The organism is Pseudoflavonifractor sp. HNCC25GI2, from assembly GCF_058136395.1.
Map to the genome: position 1 here is coordinate 21,554 of NZ_JBYUOW010000004.1, position 21,346 is coordinate 42,899.

Annotated in this window: 24 protein-coding genes; 20 read left to right on the plus strand and 4 right to left on the minus strand. The window is 62.5% G+C overall.

The genetic code is table 11. The features are described from left to right. Position 1 precedes the first annotated feature (1 nt). The 6 genes from AC3YUO_RS06660 to AC3YUO_RS06685 all read left to right on the plus strand — a co-directional run bounded on the left by AC3YUO_RS06660 (position 2) and on the right by AC3YUO_RS06685 (position 4,519). A complete protein-coding gene (locus AC3YUO_RS06660) occupies positions 2-670 on the plus strand; it encodes a glycerol-3-phosphate acyltransferase (RefSeq protein WP_489962255.1) in 669 nt (222 codons plus the stop codon). Positions 671-733: 63 nt separating this feature from the next. Further along, positions 734-1,747, plus strand: a complete 1,014-nt coding sequence (locus tag AC3YUO_RS06665) for an NAD(P)H-dependent glycerol-3-phosphate dehydrogenase (RefSeq protein ID WP_489962256.1) — start codon at positions 734-736, stop codon at positions 1,745-1,747. 138 nt (positions 1,748-1,885) lie between these two features. Beyond that, positions 1,886-2,281, plus strand: coding sequence for a spore cortex-lytic protein (locus AC3YUO_RS06670; RefSeq protein ID WP_489962257.1), 396 nt, complete (start codon positions 1,886-1,888; stop codon positions 2,279-2,281). A gap of 8 nt (positions 2,282-2,289) precedes the next feature. After that, positions 2,290-3,534 carry a peptidoglycan-binding domain-containing protein gene (locus tag AC3YUO_RS06675; protein ID WP_489962258.1) on the plus strand — a complete coding sequence of 415 codons (1,245 nt, stop codon included), beginning with the start codon at positions 2,290-2,292 and terminating at the stop codon, positions 3,532-3,534. Continuing rightward, positions 3,531-4,100 (plus strand): peptidoglycan-binding domain-containing protein, encoded by a 570-nt coding sequence (locus tag AC3YUO_RS06680; RefSeq protein WP_489962259.1) that lies wholly within the window; start codon positions 3,531-3,533, stop codon positions 4,098-4,100. The genes AC3YUO_RS06675 and AC3YUO_RS06680 overlap by 4 nt, the downstream gene beginning before the upstream one ends. 98 nt (positions 4,101-4,198) lie before the next feature. Beyond that, positions 4,199-4,519 (plus strand): YerC/YecD family TrpR-related protein, encoded by a 321-nt coding sequence (locus AC3YUO_RS06685; RefSeq protein ID WP_489962260.1) that lies wholly within the window; start codon positions 4,199-4,201, stop codon positions 4,517-4,519. A gap of 46 nt (positions 4,520-4,565) precedes the next feature. Here AC3YUO_RS06685 and AC3YUO_RS06690 read toward each other — a convergent pair whose 3' ends face one another. Together AC3YUO_RS06690 and AC3YUO_RS06695 are read right to left on the minus strand one after the other, a co-directional pair. Further along, positions 4,566-5,360, minus strand: a complete 795-nt coding sequence (locus tag AC3YUO_RS06690) for a TIGR03915 family putative DNA repair protein (protein ID WP_489962261.1) — start codon at positions 5,358-5,360, stop codon at positions 4,566-4,568. Positions 5,361-5,372: 12 nt separating this feature from the next. Further along, on the minus strand, positions 5,373-6,638 hold the full coding sequence (locus AC3YUO_RS06695) for a putative DNA modification/repair radical SAM protein (protein ID WP_489962262.1): 1,266 nt from the start codon (positions 6,636-6,638) through the stop codon (positions 5,373-5,375). A gap of 276 nt (positions 6,639-6,914) precedes the next feature. Between AC3YUO_RS06695 and acpP the strand changes: the two genes are divergently transcribed. The 14 genes from acpP to glsA all read left to right on the plus strand — a co-directional run bounded on the left by acpP (position 6,915) and on the right by glsA (position 19,106). Next, positions 6,915-7,151, plus strand: a complete 237-nt coding sequence (gene acpP, locus AC3YUO_RS06700) for an acyl carrier protein (protein WP_489962263.1) — start codon at positions 6,915-6,917, stop codon at positions 7,149-7,151. Positions 7,152-7,181: 30 nt separating this feature from the next. Then, a complete protein-coding gene (accB, locus tag AC3YUO_RS06705; protein ID WP_489962264.1) occupies positions 7,182-7,625 on the plus strand; it encodes an acetyl-CoA carboxylase biotin carboxyl carrier protein in 444 nt (147 codons plus the stop codon). Between the two features lie 2 nt (positions 7,626-7,627). Next, positions 7,628-9,025, plus strand: a complete 1,398-nt coding sequence (gene accC, locus AC3YUO_RS06710; RefSeq protein WP_489962265.1) for an acetyl-CoA carboxylase biotin carboxylase subunit — start codon at positions 7,628-7,630, stop codon at positions 9,023-9,025. Beyond that, on the plus strand, positions 9,022-9,876 hold the full coding sequence (gene accD / locus AC3YUO_RS06715) for an acetyl-CoA carboxylase, carboxyltransferase subunit beta (RefSeq protein WP_489962266.1): 855 nt from the start codon (positions 9,022-9,024) through the stop codon (positions 9,874-9,876). Before accC ends, accD begins: the two co-directional genes overlap by 4 nt. After that, entirely contained in the window at positions 9,873-10,697 is an 825-nt protein-coding gene (locus tag AC3YUO_RS06720; RefSeq protein WP_489962267.1) for an acetyl-CoA carboxylase carboxyltransferase subunit alpha, read from the plus strand. The genes accD and AC3YUO_RS06720 overlap by 4 nt, the downstream gene beginning before the upstream one ends. Next, positions 10,694-11,632: a beta-ketoacyl-ACP synthase III gene (locus tag AC3YUO_RS06725; protein WP_489962268.1), complete on the plus strand. Its 939-nt coding sequence runs from the start codon at positions 10,694-10,696 to the stop codon at positions 11,630-11,632. Before AC3YUO_RS06720 ends, AC3YUO_RS06725 begins: the two co-directional genes overlap by 4 nt. 52 nt (positions 11,633-11,684) lie before the next feature. Further along, positions 11,685-12,623 carry a nitronate monooxygenase gene (locus AC3YUO_RS06730; protein WP_489962269.1) on the plus strand — a complete coding sequence of 313 codons (939 nt, stop codon included), beginning with the start codon at positions 11,685-11,687 and terminating at the stop codon, positions 12,621-12,623. After that, a complete protein-coding gene (gene fabD / locus AC3YUO_RS06735) occupies positions 12,620-13,555 on the plus strand; it encodes an ACP S-malonyltransferase (RefSeq protein WP_489962270.1) in 936 nt (311 codons plus the stop codon). The genes AC3YUO_RS06730 and fabD overlap by 4 nt, the downstream gene beginning before the upstream one ends. Continuing rightward, positions 13,552-14,295, plus strand: a complete 744-nt coding sequence (gene fabG, locus AC3YUO_RS06740) for a 3-oxoacyl-[acyl-carrier-protein] reductase (protein ID WP_489962271.1) — start codon at positions 13,552-13,554, stop codon at positions 14,293-14,295. The genes fabD and fabG overlap by 4 nt, the downstream gene beginning before the upstream one ends. Positions 14,296-14,308: 13 nt before the next feature. Next, on the plus strand, positions 14,309-15,550 hold the full coding sequence (gene fabF / locus AC3YUO_RS06745) for a beta-ketoacyl-ACP synthase II (RefSeq protein WP_489962272.1): 1,242 nt from the start codon (positions 14,309-14,311) through the stop codon (positions 15,548-15,550). Positions 15,551-15,553: 3 nt separating this feature from the next. Next, positions 15,554-16,000 carry a 3-hydroxyacyl-ACP dehydratase FabZ gene (gene fabZ, locus AC3YUO_RS06750; protein ID WP_489962273.1) on the plus strand — a complete coding sequence of 149 codons (447 nt, stop codon included), beginning with the start codon at positions 15,554-15,556 and terminating at the stop codon, positions 15,998-16,000. Positions 16,001-16,046: 46 nt separating this feature from the next. Beyond that, positions 16,047-16,487, plus strand: coding sequence for a MarR family winged helix-turn-helix transcriptional regulator (locus AC3YUO_RS06755; protein WP_489962274.1), 441 nt, complete (start codon positions 16,047-16,049; stop codon positions 16,485-16,487). A 159-nt stretch (positions 16,488-16,646) separates the two neighbouring features. Next, positions 16,647-18,065 (plus strand): sodium-dependent transporter, encoded by a 1,419-nt coding sequence (locus tag AC3YUO_RS06760; protein WP_489962275.1) that lies wholly within the window; start codon positions 16,647-16,649, stop codon positions 18,063-18,065. Positions 18,066-18,188: 123 nt separating this feature from the next. After that, positions 18,189-19,106 carry a glutaminase A gene (gene glsA / locus AC3YUO_RS06765; protein ID WP_489962276.1) on the plus strand — a complete coding sequence of 306 codons (918 nt, stop codon included), beginning with the start codon at positions 18,189-18,191 and terminating at the stop codon, positions 19,104-19,106. A gap of 49 nt (positions 19,107-19,155) precedes the next feature. Here the strand turns inward: glsA and AC3YUO_RS06770 are convergent, their stop codons facing one another. Together AC3YUO_RS06770 and AC3YUO_RS06775 are read right to left on the minus strand one after the other, a co-directional pair. Beyond that, positions 19,156-20,103, minus strand: coding sequence for a TIGR03943 family putative permease subunit (locus AC3YUO_RS06770; protein ID WP_489962277.1), 948 nt, complete (start codon positions 20,101-20,103; stop codon positions 19,156-19,158). A 15-nt stretch (positions 20,104-20,118) separates the two neighbouring features. Next, on the minus strand, positions 20,119-21,321 hold the full coding sequence (locus tag AC3YUO_RS06775; RefSeq protein WP_489962278.1) for a CobW family GTP-binding protein: 1,203 nt from the start codon (positions 21,319-21,321) through the stop codon (positions 20,119-20,121). Positions 21,322-21,346: the final 25 nt, after the last annotated feature.

Below are 21,346 nucleotides of genomic sequence, written 5' to 3' on the forward strand. Positions count from 1 at the left end.
CATGATGAATCTGGCAGCGCTCGAGGTGATAGCACCTTCATTGGTGCTACCAGCTCTGCTGACCGCGGTGATCGCCTATTTCTGCGGCTGCTTCAATGGCGCGGTCATTGTCTCCAAGTATATTCTGCGGGATGACGTGCGCAACCACGGCAGCGGCAACGCGGGCCTGACCAACTTCTTCCGCACCTTCGGCGGCCCCCTGACCTTTGTGGTCATTCTCACCGACGTGCTGAAGGCCGTTGTGGCCATTCTGATTGGCACTATGCTGTTCCGCAATATGATTGTGGATGACGCGATCGTGATCACGCTGGCCAAGTACTGGGCGGGCCTCTTCTGCCTGCTGGGCCACATGTTTCCCTGTATGTTCCACTTTAAGGGCGGCAAGGGCATCCTCTCCGGCGGAGCCATTGCCATTATGATTGACTGGCGCATCGCCCTGGTGGTATGGGGCGGATTCCTGGTCCTGGCCGTTCTCACCCGGTATGTGTCCCTGGGTTCCTGCTGGGCGGGGGCTTCCTTCCCCTTTATCACCTGGTTTGTCTACCGGAGCTCGGTTATCACCTTCCTGGGTGCCTTTATCGGCCTGTTGATTCTGTATATGCACCGGGGCAATATCCACCGGCTGCTTACCGGAACCGAGAACAAGTTCAGCCTGCATAAGAAGAAATAGCGCAGGATTCCAGAAACATGCGGCCCGGGGCCGCCCATTATAAACAACAAGGAGGTCCAGACCATGAAAATCACGGTCGTGGGAAGCGGCGGCTGGGGGACGGCCCTGGCGCTGCTGCTGCTGGAAAACGGCAACGACGTTACCCTGTGGTCCTATCATGAGGCGGAGTCCAAAATTTTGCGGGAAACCCATGAAAATCCCATGCTGAAAGGGGTCGCTCTGCCTGAGGAGCTGAAGTTTACCACCGATTTGGCAGCGGTGAAGGGGTGCGGCCTGGTAGTGCTGGCCACCCCGTCCTTCGCGGTGCGCAGCACGGCGGCCCAGCTGAAGGATCTGATGGACCCGGGGACCATCGTGGTCTCCGTGTCCAAGGGCATTGAGAAGGACAGCTCCCTGCGCCTGAGCCAGGTGATTGAGCAGGAGCTGGACGGCAAGTGCCCCGTGGTGGTCCTCTCCGGTCCCTCCCACGCTGAGGAGGTGGGACGGCATATTCCCACCGGCGTGGTGGCGGCGGCCGACGATCTGGCGGTGGCCCAGAAGGTGCAGGACGTTTTCATGAACAAGCGCTTCCGTGTCTATACCAGCGACGACAAGGTGGGCACCGAGATCTGCGCCGCTCTGAAGAACATTATCGCCCTGTGCGCCGGCTGCTGCGACGGCATGGGGTATGGTGACAACACCAAGGCCCTGCTCATGACCCGCGGCCTGGCGGAGATGGCCCGGCTGGGTGTGGCTCTGGGCGGCAAGAAGGAGACCTTTACCGGACTTGCCGGCGTAGGCGATCTGATCGTCACCTGCTGCTCCATGCACTCCCGTAACCGCCGCTGCGGCATCCTTATCGGAGAAGGCAAGCCGGTGGAGGAGGCTGTGAAGGAGATTGGCGCAGTGGTGGAGGGCTACTATGCTGCAGCCAACGCCCGTACCCTGGCCCAGAAAGTGGGCGTGGAGATGCCCATTGCCCAGGCAGCCTACGAAGTGCTCTACGAGGGCCGGGACGTACATGGAGTGGTGGCCGACCTGATGACCCGTGCCAAGCGCTCCGAGCACGACGAGAGCTGGGAGCCTCTGGCCGAATAAAACAGAAGAAATGCGTAAAGCACCGCCTGCTGTTTGGCAGGCGGTGCTTTTTTGCCTGGGGAGCAAGGCGTACCGTCGGGACATAGGATGGGGCGGAAACTAAGGCGGGAACTGCCCGCTTCTCAGGAGGAACGGACTATGACAAGCACAGGAAAGCTGAGGGTACGGGTGTATACCTCACAGGCGGAGCTCCCGTTGGAGGGAGCCACCGTGGTGGTGACGCAGCAGAACCGGGACGGCAAGTACCGGCTGCTCAGCGTACAGGCCACGGACAGCAGCGGACTGATTGAGCCGGTGGAGATTCCCACACCGGCCCTGGGGGAGAGCACGCATCCCGTCCCGGAGGGGGAACCGGCATTCGCGGTGTGCAGCGTGTGGGCGGAGCAGCCGGGCTATGTGATGCTCCAGGTCAACGGGGTTCAGGTGTTCCCGGGCGTGGAGACGCTGCAGGAGATGGAGCTCATCCCGCTGGCGGAGGGCGAGAGCAGCCTTCAGCAGCGGGATGTGCGGGACATCACCTCTCAGAGTCTGTGAGGTGAGCCATGCCTGCCATTCTTCCTTATGTGCCCCGGACCATTACCGTACACATGGGTGCGCCGGACCAGTGGGCGGAAAACGTAACGGTCAACTTCCCGGACTATGTGAAAAACGTGGCCTCCAGTGAAATCTACCCTACCTGGGAGCCGGCGGCCATCCGGGCCAACGTCCTGGCCATCATCTCCTTTGCCCTCAACCGGGTCTATACGGAGTTCTACCCCAGCCGGGGCTATGACTTCCAGATCACGGCCTCCACGGCCTACGACCAGAAATTTATCCGGGGCCGCAACATTTTTGAGAACATCAGCCAGATTGTGGATGAGATTTTCAACGACTACATCCGGCGCCAGGGGTTTGTGGAGCCGCTGTCCGCCAAGTTCTGCAACGGAACTACCACCACCTGTGACGGCCTGTCCCAGTGGGGCAGCCAGAGCCTCGCCCAGGAGGGCTACAACGACATGGAGATCCTGCGCTACTACTACGGGGACAACATTGAGCTGGTTGTGGATGCCCCCATTCAGGACCTCCAGAGCTCCTACCCCGGCACGCCTCTCCGGCTGGGGTCGGTGGGACAGGAGGTGGTCATTGTTCAGACCATGCTCAACCGGATTTCTCAGAACTACCCCGCTATTCCCAAGATCCGCCCGGTCATTGGGGCCTATGATGAGAATACAGAGGCGGCGGTGAAGGAATTCCAGCGGATTTTCAACCTCACCCCCGACGGAATTGTGGGCAAGGCCACCTGGTACAAGATGGTCTATTTGTATGTGGGTGTCACCAAGCTCTCAGAGCTGGTCAGTCAGGGGCAGACCTTCTTTGCGGTTCAATTTCAATTCCCAGGGGTGTTGCGGGAGGGCAGCTCCGGGACCGAGGTGGAGGTGCTGCAGTATATGCTGGCCCTCCTGGCGGAATTTGACAACGCCCTGTCGCCCCTTCAAATTGATGGAGTATTTGGTCCCAACACCGCCCGGGCGGTACGCAGCTATCAGCAGGTGACCGGGCTGACGGTGGACGGCGTGGTGGGCCCTGTCACCTGGGACTCCATCTACCGCCACTTTATCCAGGCTGACCAGTATCTGCGCCGGGATATGGGGCAGTTTCCCAGAGATGCCACCCAGGCAGTTCCGGCCTCGGTGTCGGAGGTGGGATCTGCGGCCCAGGGGTATGAAAATACCACCCGGCTGGGGCAGTACCCGGGCTATGAAATGAAATTGGGACAGACGGATGGACGAGAGGCGGTGATGGTATGATACGGGAGGACATGGAACGGGAACTGTTGGCTCAGCCGGTGCGAAGCCTTCAGTACATGCTGCGCCGGCTGGCACAGCGGTATCCGAAGCTGCCGGAGCTGGCGGTGGACGGCGTGTTTGGGGAGAAGACGCTGGAGGCGGTGATGCGCCTGCAGCGGGAGCTGCAGCTGCCGGTTACCGGGGTGGTAGACCGGACCACCTGGAACGCCATCCGGGATGGCTGGCTGGCGCTGGAGACGGAGCGAGCCATGCCCAGGTCACTCCGGGCATTCCCGGGCGAGGGGGTTCGGGTGCGGCCGGGGGAGGAACGGGATTTCCTGGGAGTTCCTCAGGCTATGTTCCAGATGCTCGGGCGGTACTTTACCGGCATTGCGCCCCATACGGTGGATGCAGTGCATGGTCCCGCCTCTGTGGGCAACGTGCGCTGGCTGCAGCGGGCCTCGGGCCAGCCGGAAACCGGGGTGCTGGATCGGCGGACCTGGGAGATGCTCAGCCGCCTGTATGAGGCCTTTGTGGTCAAAAATCTGGAGGAGGAAGGCCTCCGGTTTATGGGCGGCTGGGGCTGAGTTTGGACCTGGAAAAACCATTCCTTTTGCACAAGGCTCGACAAGCTGCAAAAATTTTGATATAATCAAGTCATTCATTGTGACAAGGAGGCCTGGTTATGTCACGGATTAAAATCAAGCGGAGCCCGGATATGGATGCGTTGTTTCAGGCGATTTTGACCCTGAAGGACATGGACGAATGTTACTCATTCTTCAGTGATCTGCTTACCGTGCAGGAGGTGGGCGCCATTGCCCAGCGGATGCAGGTAGCCCGGATGCTGGCAGAAGGAAATACCTATGAGAGCATCCGTCGTCAGGTTCCGGTAAGCAGTTCCACCATTACCCGGATTAACACCGAGCTGCGCTATGGCTCCGGCGGGTACCAGATGGTACTGGAGCGGCTGTACCCGAACCAGGCGAATCCAGAAGATGCGGAATAAAGCGTGAGGAATAACAGAAGGCGGCCCATATAGACGGGCCGCCTTTTTATGCCTGTTGGGAGTGTGGAGAAAGAGCGTTGGGTGGGGCGGAACGCTCCTCCTGAAACTCGGTCATGGTGTTCCAATATCGCTTGGGCATGTGGGTCATGCGGCAGCGGGGGTTATACCGCGCCTCAATGGCGATGGTATCGTAGAAGGAGCGCCACAGCCGCCGGTAGAGAGCCTCCTCCTCGCCGGGACGGCCCATTTGGAACTCCTCCAGAGGGACAATGGCCCAGCGCCCGCCCTGGTGGAGCAGTCCCTCCCGGTGGGTGCGGTCATAGAGGAGAAAGGCCTCCTGGGGGTAGCGGGAGCAGAAGTGGGGCCGGAGCAGGGGCAGGACCCGGTTCTTGGGCTCAATTTCCCCCACCAGCACCCCATCCAGCAGGGAGAAGCGCACAAAGCCCTTGAAGAGGTGGGCCTCCTGCTCCAAATGGCGGACGGCCTTCTGTACCTGGTGGACCACTGGGTGGGTGAGATCCCGGGTGACGACGGGGCCCCGGCGATAGCCCAACAGAATGAGCTGCCACAGCCACACCTCCCGGTTCTCCAGGCAGGTGAGAAAGCCACGGGCCACCAGCCGCTGACCCGCCGGGCCAAACTTGGCCGCCAGAGAGCGGTACACCCGTTCCGCCCGGTCCTGCCGGGTGGCAATCACCCGCTCAGGGTAGAGGGACAGACGCTCGTCCTCCAGGGTGTAGAACTCCACCGGCTCCTCTTTGTTGACATAACACTCGAATACGCAGGAGAGAAAGCCGGCGAAGGTGCCGTCATAGCGGCAGCAGACTTGGGTTTGAACCATGAATGGCACCTCCTAGGAACCGGGGTCGAACAGGGATAGCTGTTCGGGCTGCCCTTGAACCAGGGCGGGGGCCTCCAGAGCCAGCAGGTGGCGCAGCAGACCGTCCTCATTGACCCGCAGGCCGGCCATCACCCGCCCAGAGCAGGTGAGAAAGTACTGGGCCCGCTTCAGTACCACCCCCAGCCGCTTGAGTCCCTCAAAGGTGAGGGGGCCCACCCGACGGGCGGTGAGGATCCGCCGGGCGCTTTTCACCCCGATGCCGGGTACCCGCAGCAGGGCCTCGTAGTCCGCCCGGTTCACCTCCACCGGGAAGAAGTCAAGATGGCGCAGGGCCCAGGTACACTTGGGGTCCAGCCGGGGGTCCAGATTGGGCTGATTCTCGTCCAGAATTTCCTCCGCCCGGAAGTGGTAGTACCGCAGCAGCCAGTCGGCCTGATAGAGCCGATGTTCCCGCAGCAGGGGCGGCTGAAAGCCCTGGGGGGCGGGGAGGAGAGGGCTGGAGGAGACGGGGATGTAGGCGGAATAAAAGACCCGCTTGAGCTGAAATTTCTGATAGAGGCTTTGGGTCAGAGTGAGAATCTGCCGGTCGCTCTCCTGAGTGGCCCCCACAATCATCTGGGTGGACTGCCCCGCCGGGGCAAAGCGGGGGGCGTGGCGGTAGAGCTTCAGCTCCTGCCGGGAGACAGAGATGCCGTCCCGAATTTGGGTCATGGGGGCCAGAATGGCCTCCTTTTTCTTATCCGGGGCCAGCAGAGCCAGGCTCTGGGCGCTGGGCAGCTCAATGTTGACGCTCATCCGGTCGGCCAAGAGGCCCAACCGCCGGGTGAGCAGAGGATCGGCGCCGGGGATGGCCTTGGCGTGGATGTAGCCGCCGAAGCGGTACTCCTCCCGGAGAATGCGCAGGGTCTCAATCATCTGTTCGGTGGTGTGGTCGGGATTGCCTGCCACGGCGGAGGAGAGAAACAGCCCTTCGATGTAGTTGCGGCGGTAGAAGCCCATGGTGAGCTCGCACAGCTCCCTTGGGGTGAAGGCGGCCCGGGGCACATCGTTGGACCGGCGGTTCACGCAGTACTGACAGTCGTAGACGCACACGTTGGTGAGCAGCACCTTTAAAAGGGAGATGCACCGGCCGTCGGCGGAGAAGGAGTGGCAGCAGCCGCACTGCATGGTGCTTCCGATGGTGCCCGGCCGCCCCGCCCGGTCCAGGCCGCTGGAGGTGCAGGCGGCATCGTACTTGGCGGCATCGGCCAGAATATTCAGCTTGTCCAGCAGCTCCAAGGGGCTCCCTCCTCAAATAGAACGTTTGTATCATTATTATAGAACAAATGTTTCTTCTGTCAAGAGGGAATTGCTGGGCCGCAGTCCCAAAACAGGGTCGGAGCGCCGAAAAAGGGCGGGAATGGGCCAAATTCCTCTGTGAGAACAGACAAACATGGACAGGCCGACAAAATTTGCCTTGACTTTTTTTCAAAAGCCCATATAATAACATCAAGCATTTTAGCTAAAATATTTTAACTAAAATGATTGAATTATTTTGAGAGGAAGTTTTATTTTATGGATATCAATTTTGAGAATGTACGGGACATCATTGTCAACACCCTGAGCTGCGACGCCGACCAGGTCACCCTGGAGACCAACCTCTTTGAGGATCTGGACGCCGACTCCCTGGAGGCCGTGGAGCTGTCCCTGGCTCTGGAGGAGGCCTTTGGCGTGGGCATTGCCGACGAGGACATGGGCTCCATCAAGACCGTTCAGGACATCCTGACCTACATCGAGAACAAGAAGCAGTAAGCAATCCGCAGGGGAGAAGGAGGCATTCCAATGGAACTGCAGGAATTATACAGCCTGATGGAGCGCTTTGCCGCCTCCGGGCTGACGGAGCTGGAGTGGCAGAAGAAGGATGAGCGGGTGGCCCTGCGCCGGGAGAATCCGGCTGTGGTCATGCAGGCGGCCCCGGCGGTCCAGACAGCCGCCGCGGCTCCCGTACAGGCGGAGCCCGCTGCCTCCGCTCCTCAGGTTCGGGATGAGGACCTGGTGAAGGCCCCCCTGGTGGGTGTGTTCTACGCCGCCCCCGCTCCCGGAGAGGCCCCCTTTGCCGCGCCGGGCAAGCGGGTGAAGAAGGGGGAGACCCTGTGCCTCATCGAGGCCATGAAGATGATGAGTGAGGTCCCCGCCCCCGCCGACTGCGTGGTGGAGGAGGTCCTGGGCCGGGACGGCGAGGCCGTGGGCTTCGGCGAGCCCCTGTTCCGGATTCGGAGGGTGTAACCATGCTCAAGCGCGTACTCATCGCCAACCGGGGGGAGATTGCCCTGCGGATCATCCGGGCCTGCCGGGAGCTGGACATCGAGACGGTGGCGGTCTACTCCGCCGCCGACGAGAGTGCCCTCCACGCCCAGCTGGCCACCCGGTCCCTGTGCATCGGCCCGGCCCGGGCGGCGGACAGCTACTTAAACCAGGACGCCCTGCTGTCGGCGGCCAAGGCCACCGGATGCGACGCCCTCCATCCGGGCTACGGCTTTCTGTCGGAGAACCCGGACTTTGCCGACCGCTGCATTGAGGCGGGCCTCAAGTACATCGGTCCCTCCGGGGACGTCATCCGCCGCATGGGCAGCAAGGCGGCCGCCCGCACCCTGGCCCAGCAGGCGGGGGTGCCCGTGGTGCCTGGCTCTGACGGCCCCCTGAAGGGCGTCAAGCAGGCCAAGCAGCTGGCCGAGCAGGTGGGCTACCCCGTCCTCCTCAAGGCCTCCGCCGGCGGCGGAGGCCGGGGCATGCGCCAGGTGGACGCTCCCGAGGAACTGGAGGGGGCCTACAAGGCTGCCCAGGCCGAGGCCATCGCCTGCTTCGGCAACGGGGAGATGTACCTGGAAAAGCTGGTCCTCAATCCCCGGCACATTGAGTTTCAGATTATGGCGGATACCCAGGGCCATGTGGTCCACCTGGGGGAGCGGGACTGCTCCATCCAGCGCCGCCGTCAGAAACTGGTGGAGGAGTCCCCCTCCAAGGCCCTGAACCCCGAGCTGCGGGCAAAGATGGGAGCGGCTGCTGTGGCCGCCGCCCAGGCCGCAGGCTATGTGGGAGCGGGCACGGTGGAGTTTGTGCTCTCTCCGGATGGGGAGTTCTACTTCATTGAGATGAACACCCGCATCCAGGTGGAGCACCCGGTCACCGAGCTGGTCACCGGGGTGGACCTGGTGAAGGAGCAGCTGCGGGTGACCGCGGGCCTGCCCCTGTCCTTTACCCAGGAGGACATCCGGGTGTCCGGCCACGCCATTGAGTGCCGCATCAACGCCGAGGACCCGGAGCAGGACTTCCGGCCCTGCCCCGGCAAGACGGAGTTTCTCCACCTGCCGGGTGGCCCTGGCGTCCGGGTGGACACCGACCTCTACTGCGGCTACGAGGTGCCCCCCTACTATGACTCTCTGGTGGCCAAGGTGCTGGTCCACGCCCCCACCCGGCTGGAGGCCATCCGTCGGATGCGCCGCAGTCTGGAGGAGCTGGTCATTGAGGGATACCCCACCAACGCCGCTCTGGCCCACCTTATCATGCACGACAGCGAGTTTGTCAAGGGAAGCTATGACACCGGCTTCATGGATCGCAATCTGGAGAAGCTGCTGGAGCTGTCCAAGACCTGTGACAAGCTCTCCGGAGGAAAGGAGCAGCTGTGAATCAGTTTTTCACCCAGCGCCGGGAGCGGCTGCTGACCTACCAGGCCATGCGGGAGGGGCGGATCACCTCCACCCGCCGCAAGGCCTGCCCCAGCTGCGGGGCGGAGAGCTCCGCCCTGGACTGGAGCCGGAATAAGCAGGTGTGCCCCCGGTGCGGTTATCACAGCCCCATCGGGGCTTATTATCGCCTGTCCATGATTCTGGACCCCGGCTCCTTCCAGGAGCTGGAGGAGAAGCTGGAGCCCGCCGACCCCCTGGACTTCCCCGGCTACGCCGACAAGCTCCAGGGTCTGGAGCGGGACACCGGCCTGAAGGACGCGGCAGTGGCCGCTCTGGGCCAGGTGCAGCGCCACAAGGCGGTGTTCGTGGTACTGGACGGCCGCTTCCTCATGGGCAGCATGGGCACCGCGGTGGGGGAGAAGATGACCCGGGCCGCGGAGTACGCCCAGCGTCACAAGCTGCCCCTCATCATCTTTGCCGCCAGCGGCGGTGCCCGGATGCAGGAGGGCATCTTCTCCCTCATGCAGATGGCCAAGACCGCCGCTGCCATCACCCGCTTCCAGGAGAAGGGCGGGCTCTACATCTCCTGCCTCACCCACCCCACCACCGGCGGCGTGACGGCCAGCTTTGCCTCCCTGGGAGACATTATGCTCTCCGAGCCCGGGGCCCTCATCGGCTTTGCGGGACCCCGGGTCATTGAGCAGACCATCGGAGAGAAGCTGCCCGAGGGCTTCCAGCGGGCGGAGTACCTGCTGGACCACGGCTTCCTGGATCAGATTGTGCCCCGGGACCAGTGGCGGCACGTGCTGAGCCAGCTGCTGGCGCTCCATGAGAAGGGGGGACGGGCATGAGCAAGTACACACCGGAAGAAAAGGTAAAGATTGCCCGCAATCCCGGCCGCCCCGGGACGGCGGACTTCATCGAGGCCCTGTTCACCGACTTCTTTGAGCAGCGGGGAGACCGGCAGTGCCGGGAGGACGGCAGCATCCTGGGCGGCATCGCCCGGTTCCACGGCCGCCCCGTCACCGTTCTGGGCCACCGGAAGGGCAAGAGCCTGGAGGAAAACCTCCACTGCAACTTCGGCATGCCCGGGCCCGAGGGCTACCGGAAGGCCCAGCGCCTGATGAAGCAGGCGGAGAAGTTCGGCCGGCCCATCATCACCTTCGTGGACACCCCCGGGGCCTACCCCGGCAAGGAGGCGGAGGAGCGGGGCCAGGGCGAGGCCATCGCCCAGTGCCTGGCCCTTATGAGCACCCTTACCGTCCCTGTCATCGCCATCGTCACCGGCGAGGGGGGCAGCGGCGGCGCCCTGGCTCTGGCCGTGGGCAACCGGGTCCTGATGCTGGAGCATGCGGTCTACTCCGTCCTGTCCCCGGAGGGCTTTGCCTCCATTTTGTGGAAGGACTCCTCCCGCAGCGGGGAGGCCTGCGGGGTGATGAAGCTCACCGCCCAGGATCTGCGCCGGGGCGGGATTGTCCAGGGTGTCCTGAAGGAGCCGGAGGGCGGCGCCCACACCGACTGGGAGGCCACCTTCCGCACGGTGGACGCCGCGCTGAAGAAGGAGCTGGCCGCCCTTGACAAGCTCAGCGGGCCTGCGCTGGCCCGCCAGCGCTATCAAATGTTCCGCGCCATGGGGCAGGGTCTGCCTCCGGCGGGGAAGGAGGAAGCATGAGCGCACCGAAAATTTTATCCACCGGCCGGTGCCTGCCCCACCGGATCGTCACCAACGAGGAGCTGAGCCGGCAGGTGGACACCAACGACGAGTGGGTCTTCAGCCGCACCGGCATCCACCAGCGCCACTTCTGCGACGGAGAGAGCGGCCTGGACCTGGCCCTGGGCTCCGCCCGGCAGGCGCTGGATCGGGCAGGGCTGAAGGCGGAGGACATCGGGGTGTGCCTGGTGGCCACCTTCACCCCCGACTATGCCAGCCCCTCCATGGCCTGCCTGGTGCAGAAGGAGCTGGGGCTGCGGGAGGACACCCTCTGCTTTGACCTGAATGCCGCCTGCGCCGGATTCCTTTATGGCATGAAAACGGCCCACGCCCTGCTGGCCGATTCCCCCCGGCCCTACGCCCTGCTCATCGGCTGCGAGGTCATCAGCCGGGTGCTGGACATGACCGACCGCAACACCTGCGTCCTCTTCGGGGACGGCGCGGGAGCGGCGGTGCTCCGCCGGGACGAGGAGGCCAGCTGGCACACCGTCTTCGGCTCCCGGGGCGACCCGGAGAGCATCTGGGTCCAGGGCCCCGGCCCTGAGCCCTCTGCGGTACATATGGAGGGCAAGGCCGTCTTCCGTTTTGCGGTGGAGGTGGTGGAGCAGTCCATCCGCCAGCTGCTGGCGGAGGAGGGCTGCGACATCAACGACCTGGACCTGGTGGTCTGCCACCAGGCCAACGCCCGCATCATCGACCATGTGGCCAAGAAGCTGAAGGCCCGGGAGGGCCTCTTCTATAAGAACATGGAGCGCTATGGCAATACCTCGGCGGCCAGCATCCCCATGGCTCTGGACGAGCTGGTGGAGCAGGGCGTTTTGAAGAGCGGCATGCGGGTCCTCACCGTGGGCTTTGGCGGCGGCCTCACCTGGGCCGGAGCCCTGCTGCGTTGGTAAAGAGAGAACGTTCGTCGGCCGGTTGGCCGCTTGCTTGAAGGAGAGAAGTTGCATGAAACTCAATGAATTGCTGGGGACTGAGTTCCCCCTGATCCAGGGCGGCATGGCCAACATCGCCACCGGCGAGTTCGCCGCCGCTGTGTCCAACGCCGGAGCCCTGGGCCTCATCGGTGCGGGCGGCATGAATGCCGACACCCTGCGGGAGAACATCCGCCGCTGCAAGGCCCTTACCGATAAGCCCTTTGGCGTAAACATTATGCTTATGAACCCCGCCGCCCCCGAAATGGCCAAGGTAGTGGTGGAGGAGGGTGTGAAGGTGGTCACCACCGGCGCCGGCGTCCCCAGCCAGTATGTCCCCGCCTGGAAAGAGGCGGGCATCAAGGTGTTCCCCGTGGTGGCCGCCACCGCTCTGGTGCGCCGCTTGGCCCCTCTGGGGGTGGACGGCTTTATCGCTGAGGGCACCGAGTCCGGCGGCCACGTGGGCGAGCTGACCACCATGGCCCTGGTCCCCCAGGTAAAGGCCATGACCGACCTGCCCGTCATCGCCGCCGGCGGCATCGCCAGCGGCCGGCAGTTGGCCGCCGCCTTTGCCCTGGGTGCCTGCGGAGCCCAGATCGGCACCTGCCTGCTGGTGAGCCAGGAGTGCCCCATCCACGAGAACTACAAGCAGGCACTGCTGAAGGCCAAGGACAGCGACACCACCGTCACCGGCCGCTCCGTGGGCGCCCCGGTGCGCATCCTGAAAAACCAGATGGCCCGGGAGTACCTGGCCAAGGAGCGGGAGGGCGCAGACAAGATGGAGCTGGAGAAGTACACTCTGGGCTCCCTGCGCCGTGCCGTCTTTGACGGCGACACCAAGACCGGCTCCCTTATGGCCGGCCAGGTGGCGGGCATGCTCCATGAGATCCGCCCCCTGCGGGATATCCTGGAGGAGCTGTGGCACGACTGCCAGACCGAGGCTAAGAATCTGGCTGCGGAGGTGGGCGCATGAAGCTGGCCATTGTCTACGCCGGTCAGGGCAGCCAGAAGGTGGGCATGGGCCGGGACTTCTACGAGCAGTACCCCTCCTTCCGCGCCCTGCTGGACGGGGCGGATGCGGGCTTCGATGTGAAGGAGCTGTGCTTTGAGGGGCCGGAGGAGCGGCTCTCGCAGACCCGCTACACCCAGCCCTGCATGGTGGCCTTCGCCATGGGTGTCACCGACCTGCTCTTTGAGGCGGGCATCCGTCCCCAGGCGGCGGCTGGCCTGTCCCTGGGCGAGTACTCCGCCCTCTACTGCGCCGGAGTCTTTGACAAGGAAACTGCCCTCCAGACCGTGGCCCTCCGGGGCCGGGCCATGGAGGAGGCTGCCCGGGGCCTGGAGTGCGGCATGACCGCTGTGCTGGGCCTGGACCGGGAGAAGCTGCAGCAGGCCTGTCAGGAGGCCTCCCAGCTGGGCGTGGTCCAGATCTGCAATTACAACTGCCCCGGGCAGCTGGTCATCAGCGGCGAGAAGGCAGCAGTGGACAAGGCCGGGGAGCTGGCCAAGGAGCTGGGCGCCAAGCGCTGCATGCCCCTCAAGGTGAGCGGCCCCTTCCACACCGGGCTCATGAAGCCCGCCGGAGATGCGCTGGCCAAGCACTTCACCAAAATCTGCTTTGGAGAGATGGAAGTGCCCGTCTACTTCAACTGCAAGGGCGCACCCATGGGGGAGGGGGACACCATTCCCGCCCTGCTGGAGCGTCAGGTCCAGTCCTCCGTCTACTGGGAGGACACCATCCGCGCCATGGAGGCGGACGGCATTGACACCATCGTGGAGATTGGGCCGGGCAAGACCCTCTCTTCCTTTGTGAAGAAGACCGCCCCCTCCATCAAGACTTACAACATCGATACCGCCGAGGACTTTCTGAAGGTGACGGCGGCGCTGAAAGGAGAAGCCCTATGACCATGAAGGAATCTGTGGCCCTGGTGACCGGCGGAAGCCGGGGCATCGGCCGGGCCATCTGCCTGGAGCTGGCCCGGCAGGGTGCCAGCGTGGCCGTGAACTATGCCGGCAACGAGCAGGCCGCTCTGGAGACGGTGGAGGCCTGCCGGGCCCTGGGCGTGGAGGCCGAGGCCTTCCGGGCCGACGTGGCCGACCCCGCCGCCTGCGAGGAGCTGGTAAAGGCGGTGAAGGACCGCTTCGGACACCTGGACATCCTGGTCAACAACGCGGGCATTACCCGGGACGGCCTGCTGATGACCGCCAAGGCGGAGGACTTTGACAAGGTGCTGGACACCAACCTGAAGGGGGCCTATTTCTGCATGAAGGCCGCCTCCAAGGTGATGATGCGCCAGCGCTACGGCCGTATCATCAGCATGAGCAGCGTGGTGGGCCTGCGGGGCAACGCCGGCCAGACCAGCTACGCTGCCAGCAAGGCGGGCATCCTGGGCCTCACCAAGTCGGCGGCCAAGGAGCTGGCCACCCGGGGTGTCACCGTCAATGCGGTGGCTCCCGGCTTCATCGATACGGATATGACCTCCGTGCTGCCGGAGAACGCCAAGAACGCCATGCTGTCTACCATTCCCATGGGACACCCCGGTGCCCCCGAGGACGTGGCACAGGCGGTGGCTTTCTTTGCCCGGCCCGAGTCCGCCTACATCACCGGACAGGTGCTGTGCGTGGACGGCGGCATGGCGGTTTAATGAGGTGAACGATATGGAAAAACGCAGAGTGGTCATTACCGGCATGGGCACGGTAAACCCCATCGGCAATACCGTGGCGGAGAGCTGGCAGGCGGCCAAGGACGGCGTGTGCGGCATCGGCCCCATCACCCGCTACGACACCTCCAACATGAAGGTAAAGCTGGCCGGTGAGGTGAAGAACCTGGATGCCGAAGGTATCCTGGGCAAGCGGGATTGCAAGAAGATGGACCGCTTCACCCAGCTGGCCCTGGTGGCCGCCGAGGAGGCCATGAAGGACAGCGGCCTGGAGCCGGAAAAGCTGGATCTGGACCGCTGCGGCGTCCTCTGCTCCAGCGGCATCGGCGGCTTCGAAACGGTGGGCGACGCCTATGAGCGGGGCCTGGCCCGGGGCTTTGACTCCGTGTCTCCCTTTATGATCCCTATGATCATCTCCAATATGGCGGCGGGGCAGATGGCCATCCGCTACGGCTTCCGGGGCATGTGCACCTGTGTGGTCACCGCCTGCGCCGGCGGCACCAACGCGGTGGGCGACGCCTTCCGCCACATCCGGGACGGCTACGGCGAGGTCATGCTGTGCGGCGGTACTGAGGCCGCCATCACTCCTCTGGCCATGGGCGGCTTTACTTCCATGAAGGCTCTGTCCGAGAGCCAGGACCCCAAGCGTGCCTCCATTCCCTTTGACGCGGAGCGCTCCGGCTTTGTCATGGGCGAGGGCGCCGGCATCCTAGTGCTGGAGGAGTATGAGCACGCCAAGGCCCGGGGCGCCAAGATCTACGCCGAGGTCATCGGCTACGGCGCCAACTGTGACGCTCACCACATCACCGCTCCCGCCCCCGGCGGCGCGGGCGGCGCGGCCTGTATGGCCCAGGCCCTGGCGGATGCGGGTATCACCCCGGAGCAGGTGGACTACATCAACGCCCATGGCACCTCCACCTCCATGAACGACGCCTGCGAGACCGCCGCCATCCACACCACTTTCGGTGACCATGCGGGTAAGCTGATGGTCAGCTCCACCAAGTCCATGACCGGCCACCTGCTGGGGGCTGCCGGTGCGGTGGAGGCCATCTTCACCGCCATGACCCTGAAGGAGGGCTTTGTCCCCGCCACCATCGGCTATCAGGTGCCCGACCCGGCCTGCGATCTGGACATTGTGCCCAACGAGGGCCGCAAGGCGGACGTGCGGGTGGCCCTGTCCAATTCCCTGGGCTTCGGCGGCCACAACGCCGCCGTGGTGCTGAAAAAGTGGGAGGAGTAAGAGATGGAGCTGAATATTGACCAGATTGAGCAGCTACTGCCCCACCGCTATCCCTTCCTGCTGGTGGATAAGATCGTGGAATGCAACCCCGGCCAGAGTGCCAAGGGCATTAAGTGCGTCACTGCCAACGAGCCCTTCTTCCAGGGGCACTTCCCCGGCTTCAAGGTGATGCCCGGCGTCCTCATCATCGAGGCGCTGGCCCAGGTGGGCGCGGTGGCCATTCTCACTGAGGAGGAGAGCCGGGGCAAGCTGGCCCTCTTCGGGGGCATCAAGAACGCCCGCTTCAAGCAGCAGGTGCGCCCCGGGGACGTGCTGGAGCTGGAGTGTGAGCTGACCACCCGCCGGGGCCCGGTGGGCTTTGGCACCGCCACGGCCAAGGTAAACGGAAAGACGGCCTGTAAGGCGGAGCTGACCTTCGCTCTGACGGACCGGCCAAACGCCTCTTGCTGAGCAGGCCTGATTTTGTTATACTGGGAAGGCGAGAGGAGGAATCGCAATGCTGGAGGAGAGCTTTTCTCAGGTGTATACCAAATTTAAACTGCATTTTTACCAGGAGATCTTTTCCCGGTTTCAGAACCGGGAGGCCAGCCTGACGGCTGTGGAGACCTTCTGTATGGAGATTATTCTGGCCCTGAAGGAGCCGACCATCAACGAATTTGCGTCATTCGTCCACATCTCCTCGCCCAACGCGGCCTATAAGGTGAACAGCCTCATTCAGAAGGGCTATGTGGAAAAGGTACAGTCCTCCCATGACCGGCGGGAGTATCATCTGCGCCCCACCAAGAAGTATATGGACTACTACAACATCAGCAGCAACTACCTCAAGGAGGTTATGGACCGGGTCAAGGCTCGGTTTACCCATGAGGAGGCTGTGGAGCTGGACCGTATGCTCCAGGTAGTGGGCCAGGAGCTGATGCCGGAAGTGGAGCTGAAGTGAGAAAAACCGTGCGCCCCACCGGGGCGCACGGTTTTTCTCTTTTTATGGGCTTGGGGAAATGTGTAGCTTTTGGTTGACCGGGAAGGAAAAAACGAGTACAATAAAGCGTTGTGTACGGCGCGGTGGAAAAACGGCGCCGGTAAAGGAGTGTTTTGTGTTATGGAAAAACGGGAGAGTTTCTCCTCGCGGCTGGGCTTCCTGCTCATTTCCGCGGGCTGTGCCATCGGCTTAGGCAACGTATGGCGCTTCCCCTATATTACAGGCCAGTACGGCGGCGCGGCCTTCGTGCTGATCTATCTGCTGTTTCTGGTGATTATGGGCCTGCCGGTCATGGTTATGGAGTTCTCTGTGGGCCGGGCCAGCCAGAAGAGCATTGCCCTGTCCTTCCATGCTCTGGAGCCCAAGGGCACCAAGTGGCATATTTACAGCTGGTTCGGCATCGCGGGCAACTACCTGCTCATGATGTACTACACCACCATCGCCGGATGGCTGCTGCTGTACTTCTTCAAGATGGCCAAGGGCGACTTTGTGGGCCTGGACACCGCCGGTGTGGGCAATGAGTTCAGCGCCCTGATGGGCCAGCCCGGCCTGATGGCCGTCTTTATGGTCATTGTGGTGGTGCTGTGCATGCTCATCTGCTCTCAGGGCCTGCAGAACGGCGTGGAGAAGGTCACCAAGGTGATGATGCTCTGCCTGCTGGCTTTGATGGTGGTGCTGGCGGTCAACTCCATTTTGCTGGAGGGTGCCGGCGAGGGCCTGAAGTTCTACCTCATGCCCAACTTCCACAACCTGACCTACGATGCCGAGGGCAACTTCATCCTGGGCGAGGCGGTGTACGCCGCCATGGGCCAGGCCTTCTTCACCCTGTCCCTGGGCATCGGTGCCCTGGCCATCTTCGGCAGCTACATCGGCAAGGAGCACTCGCTGGCTGGTGAGGCCGTCCGGGTGGGCGTGCTGGACACTTTTGTAGCCTTCACCGCGGGCCTCATTATTTTCCCCGCCTGCTTTGCCTTTGACGTGTCCCCCGACTCCGGTCCCAACCTTATCTTTATCACCCTGCCCAACGTCTTCAACGCAATGCCTATGGGCCGGGTGTGGGGCGCTCTGTTCTTCGTGTTCATGTCCTTTGCCGCTCTGTCCACCGTCATTGCTGTGTTTGAGAACATCCTCTCCTTCTGCATTGACAAGTGGGGTTGGAGCCGCAAAAAGGCGGTGGCCATCAACACAGTGGCCATCGTTGTCCTGTCCCTGCCCTGCCTGCTGGGCTTCAATGTGCTCTCCGGCTTCCAGCCCTTCGGCGCGAACAGCGGCGTGATGGACCTGGAGGACTTCATCGTCAGCAACAACCTGCTGCCCCTGGGCTCTCTGGTCTACCTGCTTTTCTGTGTCAGCCGAAAAGGCTGGGGCTGGGACAACTTCCTGGCCGAGGCCAACACCGGATCTGGCCTGAAGTTCCCCCGGGCCGTGCGGTTCTATGTGACCTATATCCTGCCCATCATCATGCTCATTATCTTTGTCTTTGGCTACAACGACAAGTTCAAGATTTGGGCACAGCTGAGCGCTCTGTTCGGAGCATAAGAGAATCCTAAAAGAAGCCGCCGCCGAAATTCTCTTCGGCGGCGGTTTTTTTGGTTGACAAACAGGGGGAATGGACAGTAAAATGGAGCGCACTGGACAGAAACTGGAGGAATGGAAGAAAATATGGAAGAATTATTGGACAAGCTGTTGGAGGAGTGCCGGCCTTTTACTGCCCAGGGCAAGGTAGCGACTTATATTCCGGAGCTGGCCAAGGCCAATTCGGAGGATTTGGGCATCTGTGTGCTCAGCAGTGACGGGCGGTGCTACCAGTCGGGGGATGCCCAGAAGCGCTTTACCATTCAGAGTGTGGTCAAGCCCATCCTGCTGCTGCAGGCCCTCATGGACAATGGGGAGGAGTATGTCCACGCCCGGGTGGGGGTAGAGGCCACGGGAAAGCCCTTTGACGCCATCAATATGACGGACCAGACCCTGCACAGCGACCACCTGAACCCCATGGTAAATATGGGGGCCATTGCCATGTGTACGCTGATTCAGGGTAAAAGCTATGAGGAGCGGTTTCAGCGGGTGCTGGAGCTGACCCGGAAGCTGGCCGGGGATTCGGATATCCAGGTGGACGAGGCGGTGTACCGCTCGGAGCAGCGGACCGGAAATAAGAACCGGGCCCTGGCCTACCTGCTCAAGAGCAACGGAATGATTGAAGATGACGTGGAGGAAGTGCTGGACTGCTACTTCAAGGCCTGCTCCATGTCGGTGAACAGCAGGGACCTGGCCCGCATTGCCTTTGTACTGGCCAACCGGGGCAAGCTGCCTCAGACCGAGGAACGGGTGTTCCCCGCCCGGTATGCCCATTATGTGAATGCGGTCCTCATGACCTGCGGCATGTACGACGGGTCGGGCAACTTCGCTGTGGATGTGGGCGTCCCCGCCAAGAGCGGCGTGGGAGGGGGCATTATGGCCGTAGTCCCCACCAAGATGGGAATCGGCATTTACTCCCCGGCGCTGGATGAAAAGGGCAACAGCCTGGCAGGAATTCAGCTGCTGAAGGGTCTGTCAGAGCAGATGTATCTGAGTATTTTCTAATCCAGAAAAGAAAAAGGACTGTGCCTACGGCACAGTCCTTTTTGCTGCTTTATCGGAAATAGACCAGGGGGTCCTCGGGCCGCTGGGCCTTCTCCACGCTCTGGGCGTAGAGCACCACGCCCTCGCCGTCGTAGACAGAGGCCTCTTCCCAGCGAATTTCGGCGGTGACGGTGATCCACTCGCCCTTTTTCAGGGAGCGGGCCTTGTCATACTTGCACAGGAAGCCGAAGAAGCGGATGTCCTCGGCGCAGCAGGTCATGGCGTTGCGTCCGGGAACAAAGGTCCCCTTGGGCAGGCGCATGCCGGTCATGGCCTGGGCCTTGTAGGTGATGGTCTTGCCCACGTAGCGCTCCGGGTGCTCCTGAATGTCCAGATACCAGATGCCGTAGTCCGGGTCGTCCAGGGTGATGTGGGGCTCCTCCAGAGAGTAGGGGAGGATGTCCTCCACCTCCAGCTCCTCGCCCTTCTCGTCCTCAAAGACGATTTCACACATCCGGTTCACCGCCCGGATGGACCGCTTCCAGCCGGACATGGGCATGTCGGGGGTACAGCGGTTGAAAAGCACCATGTCCGCCTCAGACACCATGTCAATGATCATGGACTGCATGTTGTTGAGGTACATCTCAAAGGTGGTTCCGTCAATGACGTGGATGGACTGATAGAGGCCCCAGCCCTTGGGCAGCTTCAAATCCCGCAGGATATCCATGGGCCACATGCCGTTGTACTCCAGCAGCACCCGCTCGGGCTGGTAGCGCCGGTCAATCTCCTGGAGGAAGGCGGTGTTCAGCTGCTCCTGGTCCTCAATAGGGATGAGGCGGCAGTTGCGGTGGGACAGCTGCTGCTGGTCATACTCCTCCTCGCCGTCCTCGCACATGAGCAGGACGGTGCGCTGCCCGTCGTTGAAGTAGTCCATGTTCAGGGTGTCGGTGAGCAGGGTGGTCTTTCCGCTGTCCAGAAAGCCGGTGATGACATAAAGGGGGATACGGGAATCAGGCATTGAAACGTCCTCCCATCAGGCCAGCAGGAACAGCTTCTCCAGCTGGTCCTCCTTCAGATCGGAGCCGATGACGCACAGTCGGCCGGTGTAGTCGGCCGCACCCTCCCGGATCTGGAACTCCTCAGGCACCAGGTCGAAGTGGAGCCAGGTCTGGCCGTCGTCGCAGGGGACCATGCCTTTGGCGCGGAGAATATAGCCGTAGTCCTCGCTCATAGCCAGAGAGGCCAGGGCATCCTGCAGCTCCTCACGGCTGTACTTCCGGGGTGTCTCGCGGCCCCAGGAGGTGAACACCTCGTCGGCGTCGTGATGGTGATGGGTGGTGGAGTGCAGGCAGGTGTCGCACAGGTCGCAGCTGTTGCAGGCGCCCTCACAGCCCAGCTCAGCGTGGATGGCGTCCAGCTCCTCCTGGGTGTGGTGGTGGCCGCAGGAGCAGCCATCGTGGTCGTGGTGGTGCTCGTGATGGTCATGATCGTGATCATGGTGATGATGCTCATGCTCATGGTCATGATCGTGATGATGGTGGTCGTGATCGTGGCAGCCGCAGTCACAATGGTCATCGTGGTCGTGATCGTGGTGATGCTCGTGCTCAATTTCCTCCATCAGCTCCTCGGCCAGGGAGTGCCCGCCCTCCATGGCGGCGAGAATCTGGGCGCCGGTGAGCTGGTCCCAGGGGGTGGTGAGGATGGCGGCCTTGGGGTTCTTCTCACGGAGCAGGTGGACGGCGGCATTCAGCTTGCCCTCGTCCATCTTCTGGGTGCGGGAGAGAAGGATGGCGCAGGCGTGCTCCACCTGGTTGTTGAAGAACTCGCCGAAGTTCTTCATATACACCTTGGCCTTGGTGGCGTCCACCACGGTGACAAAGCTGTTGAGGTGGAGGTTGGGCTCCTCCTTCTGCACACGCTCCACGGCGGCAATGACGTCGGAGAGCTTGCCCACACCGGAGGGCTCGATAACGATGCGGTCGGGAGTGTAGTCCTCCAGAACCTTCTTCAGGGCGGCACCGAAGTCGCCCACCAGGGAGCAGCAGATACAGCCGGAGTTCATCTCGGTGATCTCCACCCCAGCGTCCTTCAGAAAGCCGCCGTCGATGCCGATCTCGCCGAACTCGTTCTCGATGAGGACGATCTTCTCGCCCTTGAAGGCCTCGTCCAGCAGTTTCTTGATGAGGGTGGTCTTGCCAGCCCCCAGGAAGCCGGAGATAATGTCAATCTTGGTCATACAGTGGTCAGATCCTTTCCAATAT

Coding starts and splice junctions, on each gene's coding strand:
- AC3YUO_RS06760 (WP_489962275.1), top strand. CDS start 16,647: ATGGAAAAACGGGAGAGTTTCTCCTCGCGGCTGGGCTTCCTGCTCATT.
- AC3YUO_RS06690 (WP_489962261.1), bottom strand. CDS start 5,360: ATGGTTCAAACCCAAGTCTGCTGCCGCTATGACGGCACCTTCGCCGGC.
- AC3YUO_RS06670 (WP_489962257.1), top strand. CDS start 1,886: ATGACAAGCACAGGAAAGCTGAGGGTACGGGTGTATACCTCACAGGCG.
- fabF (WP_489962272.1), top strand. CDS start 14,309: ATGGAAAAACGCAGAGTGGTCATTACCGGCATGGGCACGGTAAACCCC.
- AC3YUO_RS06665 (WP_489962256.1), top strand. CDS start 734: ATGAAAATCACGGTCGTGGGAAGCGGCGGCTGGGGGACGGCCCTGGCG.
- AC3YUO_RS06660 (WP_489962255.1), top strand. CDS start 2: ATGATGAATCTGGCAGCGCTCGAGGTGATAGCACCTTCATTGGTGCTA.
- fabG (WP_489962271.1), top strand. CDS start 13,552: ATGACCATGAAGGAATCTGTGGCCCTGGTGACCGGCGGAAGCCGGGGC.
- AC3YUO_RS06755 (WP_489962274.1), top strand. CDS start 16,047: ATGCTGGAGGAGAGCTTTTCTCAGGTGTATACCAAATTTAAACTGCAT.
- fabZ (WP_489962273.1), top strand. CDS start 15,554: ATGGAGCTGAATATTGACCAGATTGAGCAGCTACTGCCCCACCGCTAT.
- accB (WP_489962264.1), top strand. CDS start 7,182: ATGGAACTGCAGGAATTATACAGCCTGATGGAGCGCTTTGCCGCCTCC.
- AC3YUO_RS06720 (WP_489962267.1), top strand. CDS start 9,873: ATGAGCAAGTACACACCGGAAGAAAAGGTAAAGATTGCCCGCAATCCC.
- fabD (WP_489962270.1), top strand. CDS start 12,620: ATGAAGCTGGCCATTGTCTACGCCGGTCAGGGCAGCCAGAAGGTGGGC.
- AC3YUO_RS06770 (WP_489962277.1), bottom strand. CDS start 20,103: ATGCCTGATTCCCGTATCCCCCTTTATGTCATCACCGGCTTTCTGGAC.
- acpP (WP_489962263.1), top strand. CDS start 6,915: ATGGATATCAATTTTGAGAATGTACGGGACATCATTGTCAACACCCTG.
- AC3YUO_RS06725 (WP_489962268.1), top strand. CDS start 10,694: ATGAGCGCACCGAAAATTTTATCCACCGGCCGGTGCCTGCCCCACCGG.
- AC3YUO_RS06675 (WP_489962258.1), top strand. CDS start 2,290: ATGCCTGCCATTCTTCCTTATGTGCCCCGGACCATTACCGTACACATG.
- glsA (WP_489962276.1), top strand. CDS start 18,189: ATGGAAGAATTATTGGACAAGCTGTTGGAGGAGTGCCGGCCTTTTACT.
- accC (WP_489962265.1), top strand. CDS start 7,628: ATGCTCAAGCGCGTACTCATCGCCAACCGGGGGGAGATTGCCCTGCGG.
- AC3YUO_RS06680 (WP_489962259.1), top strand. CDS start 3,531: ATGATACGGGAGGACATGGAACGGGAACTGTTGGCTCAGCCGGTGCGA.
- AC3YUO_RS06775 (WP_489962278.1), bottom strand. CDS start 21,321: ATGACCAAGATTGACATTATCTCCGGCTTCCTGGGGGCTGGCAAGACC.
- AC3YUO_RS06685 (WP_489962260.1), top strand. CDS start 4,199: ATGTCACGGATTAAAATCAAGCGGAGCCCGGATATGGATGCGTTGTTT.
- AC3YUO_RS06730 (WP_489962269.1), top strand. CDS start 11,685: ATGAAACTCAATGAATTGCTGGGGACTGAGTTCCCCCTGATCCAGGGC.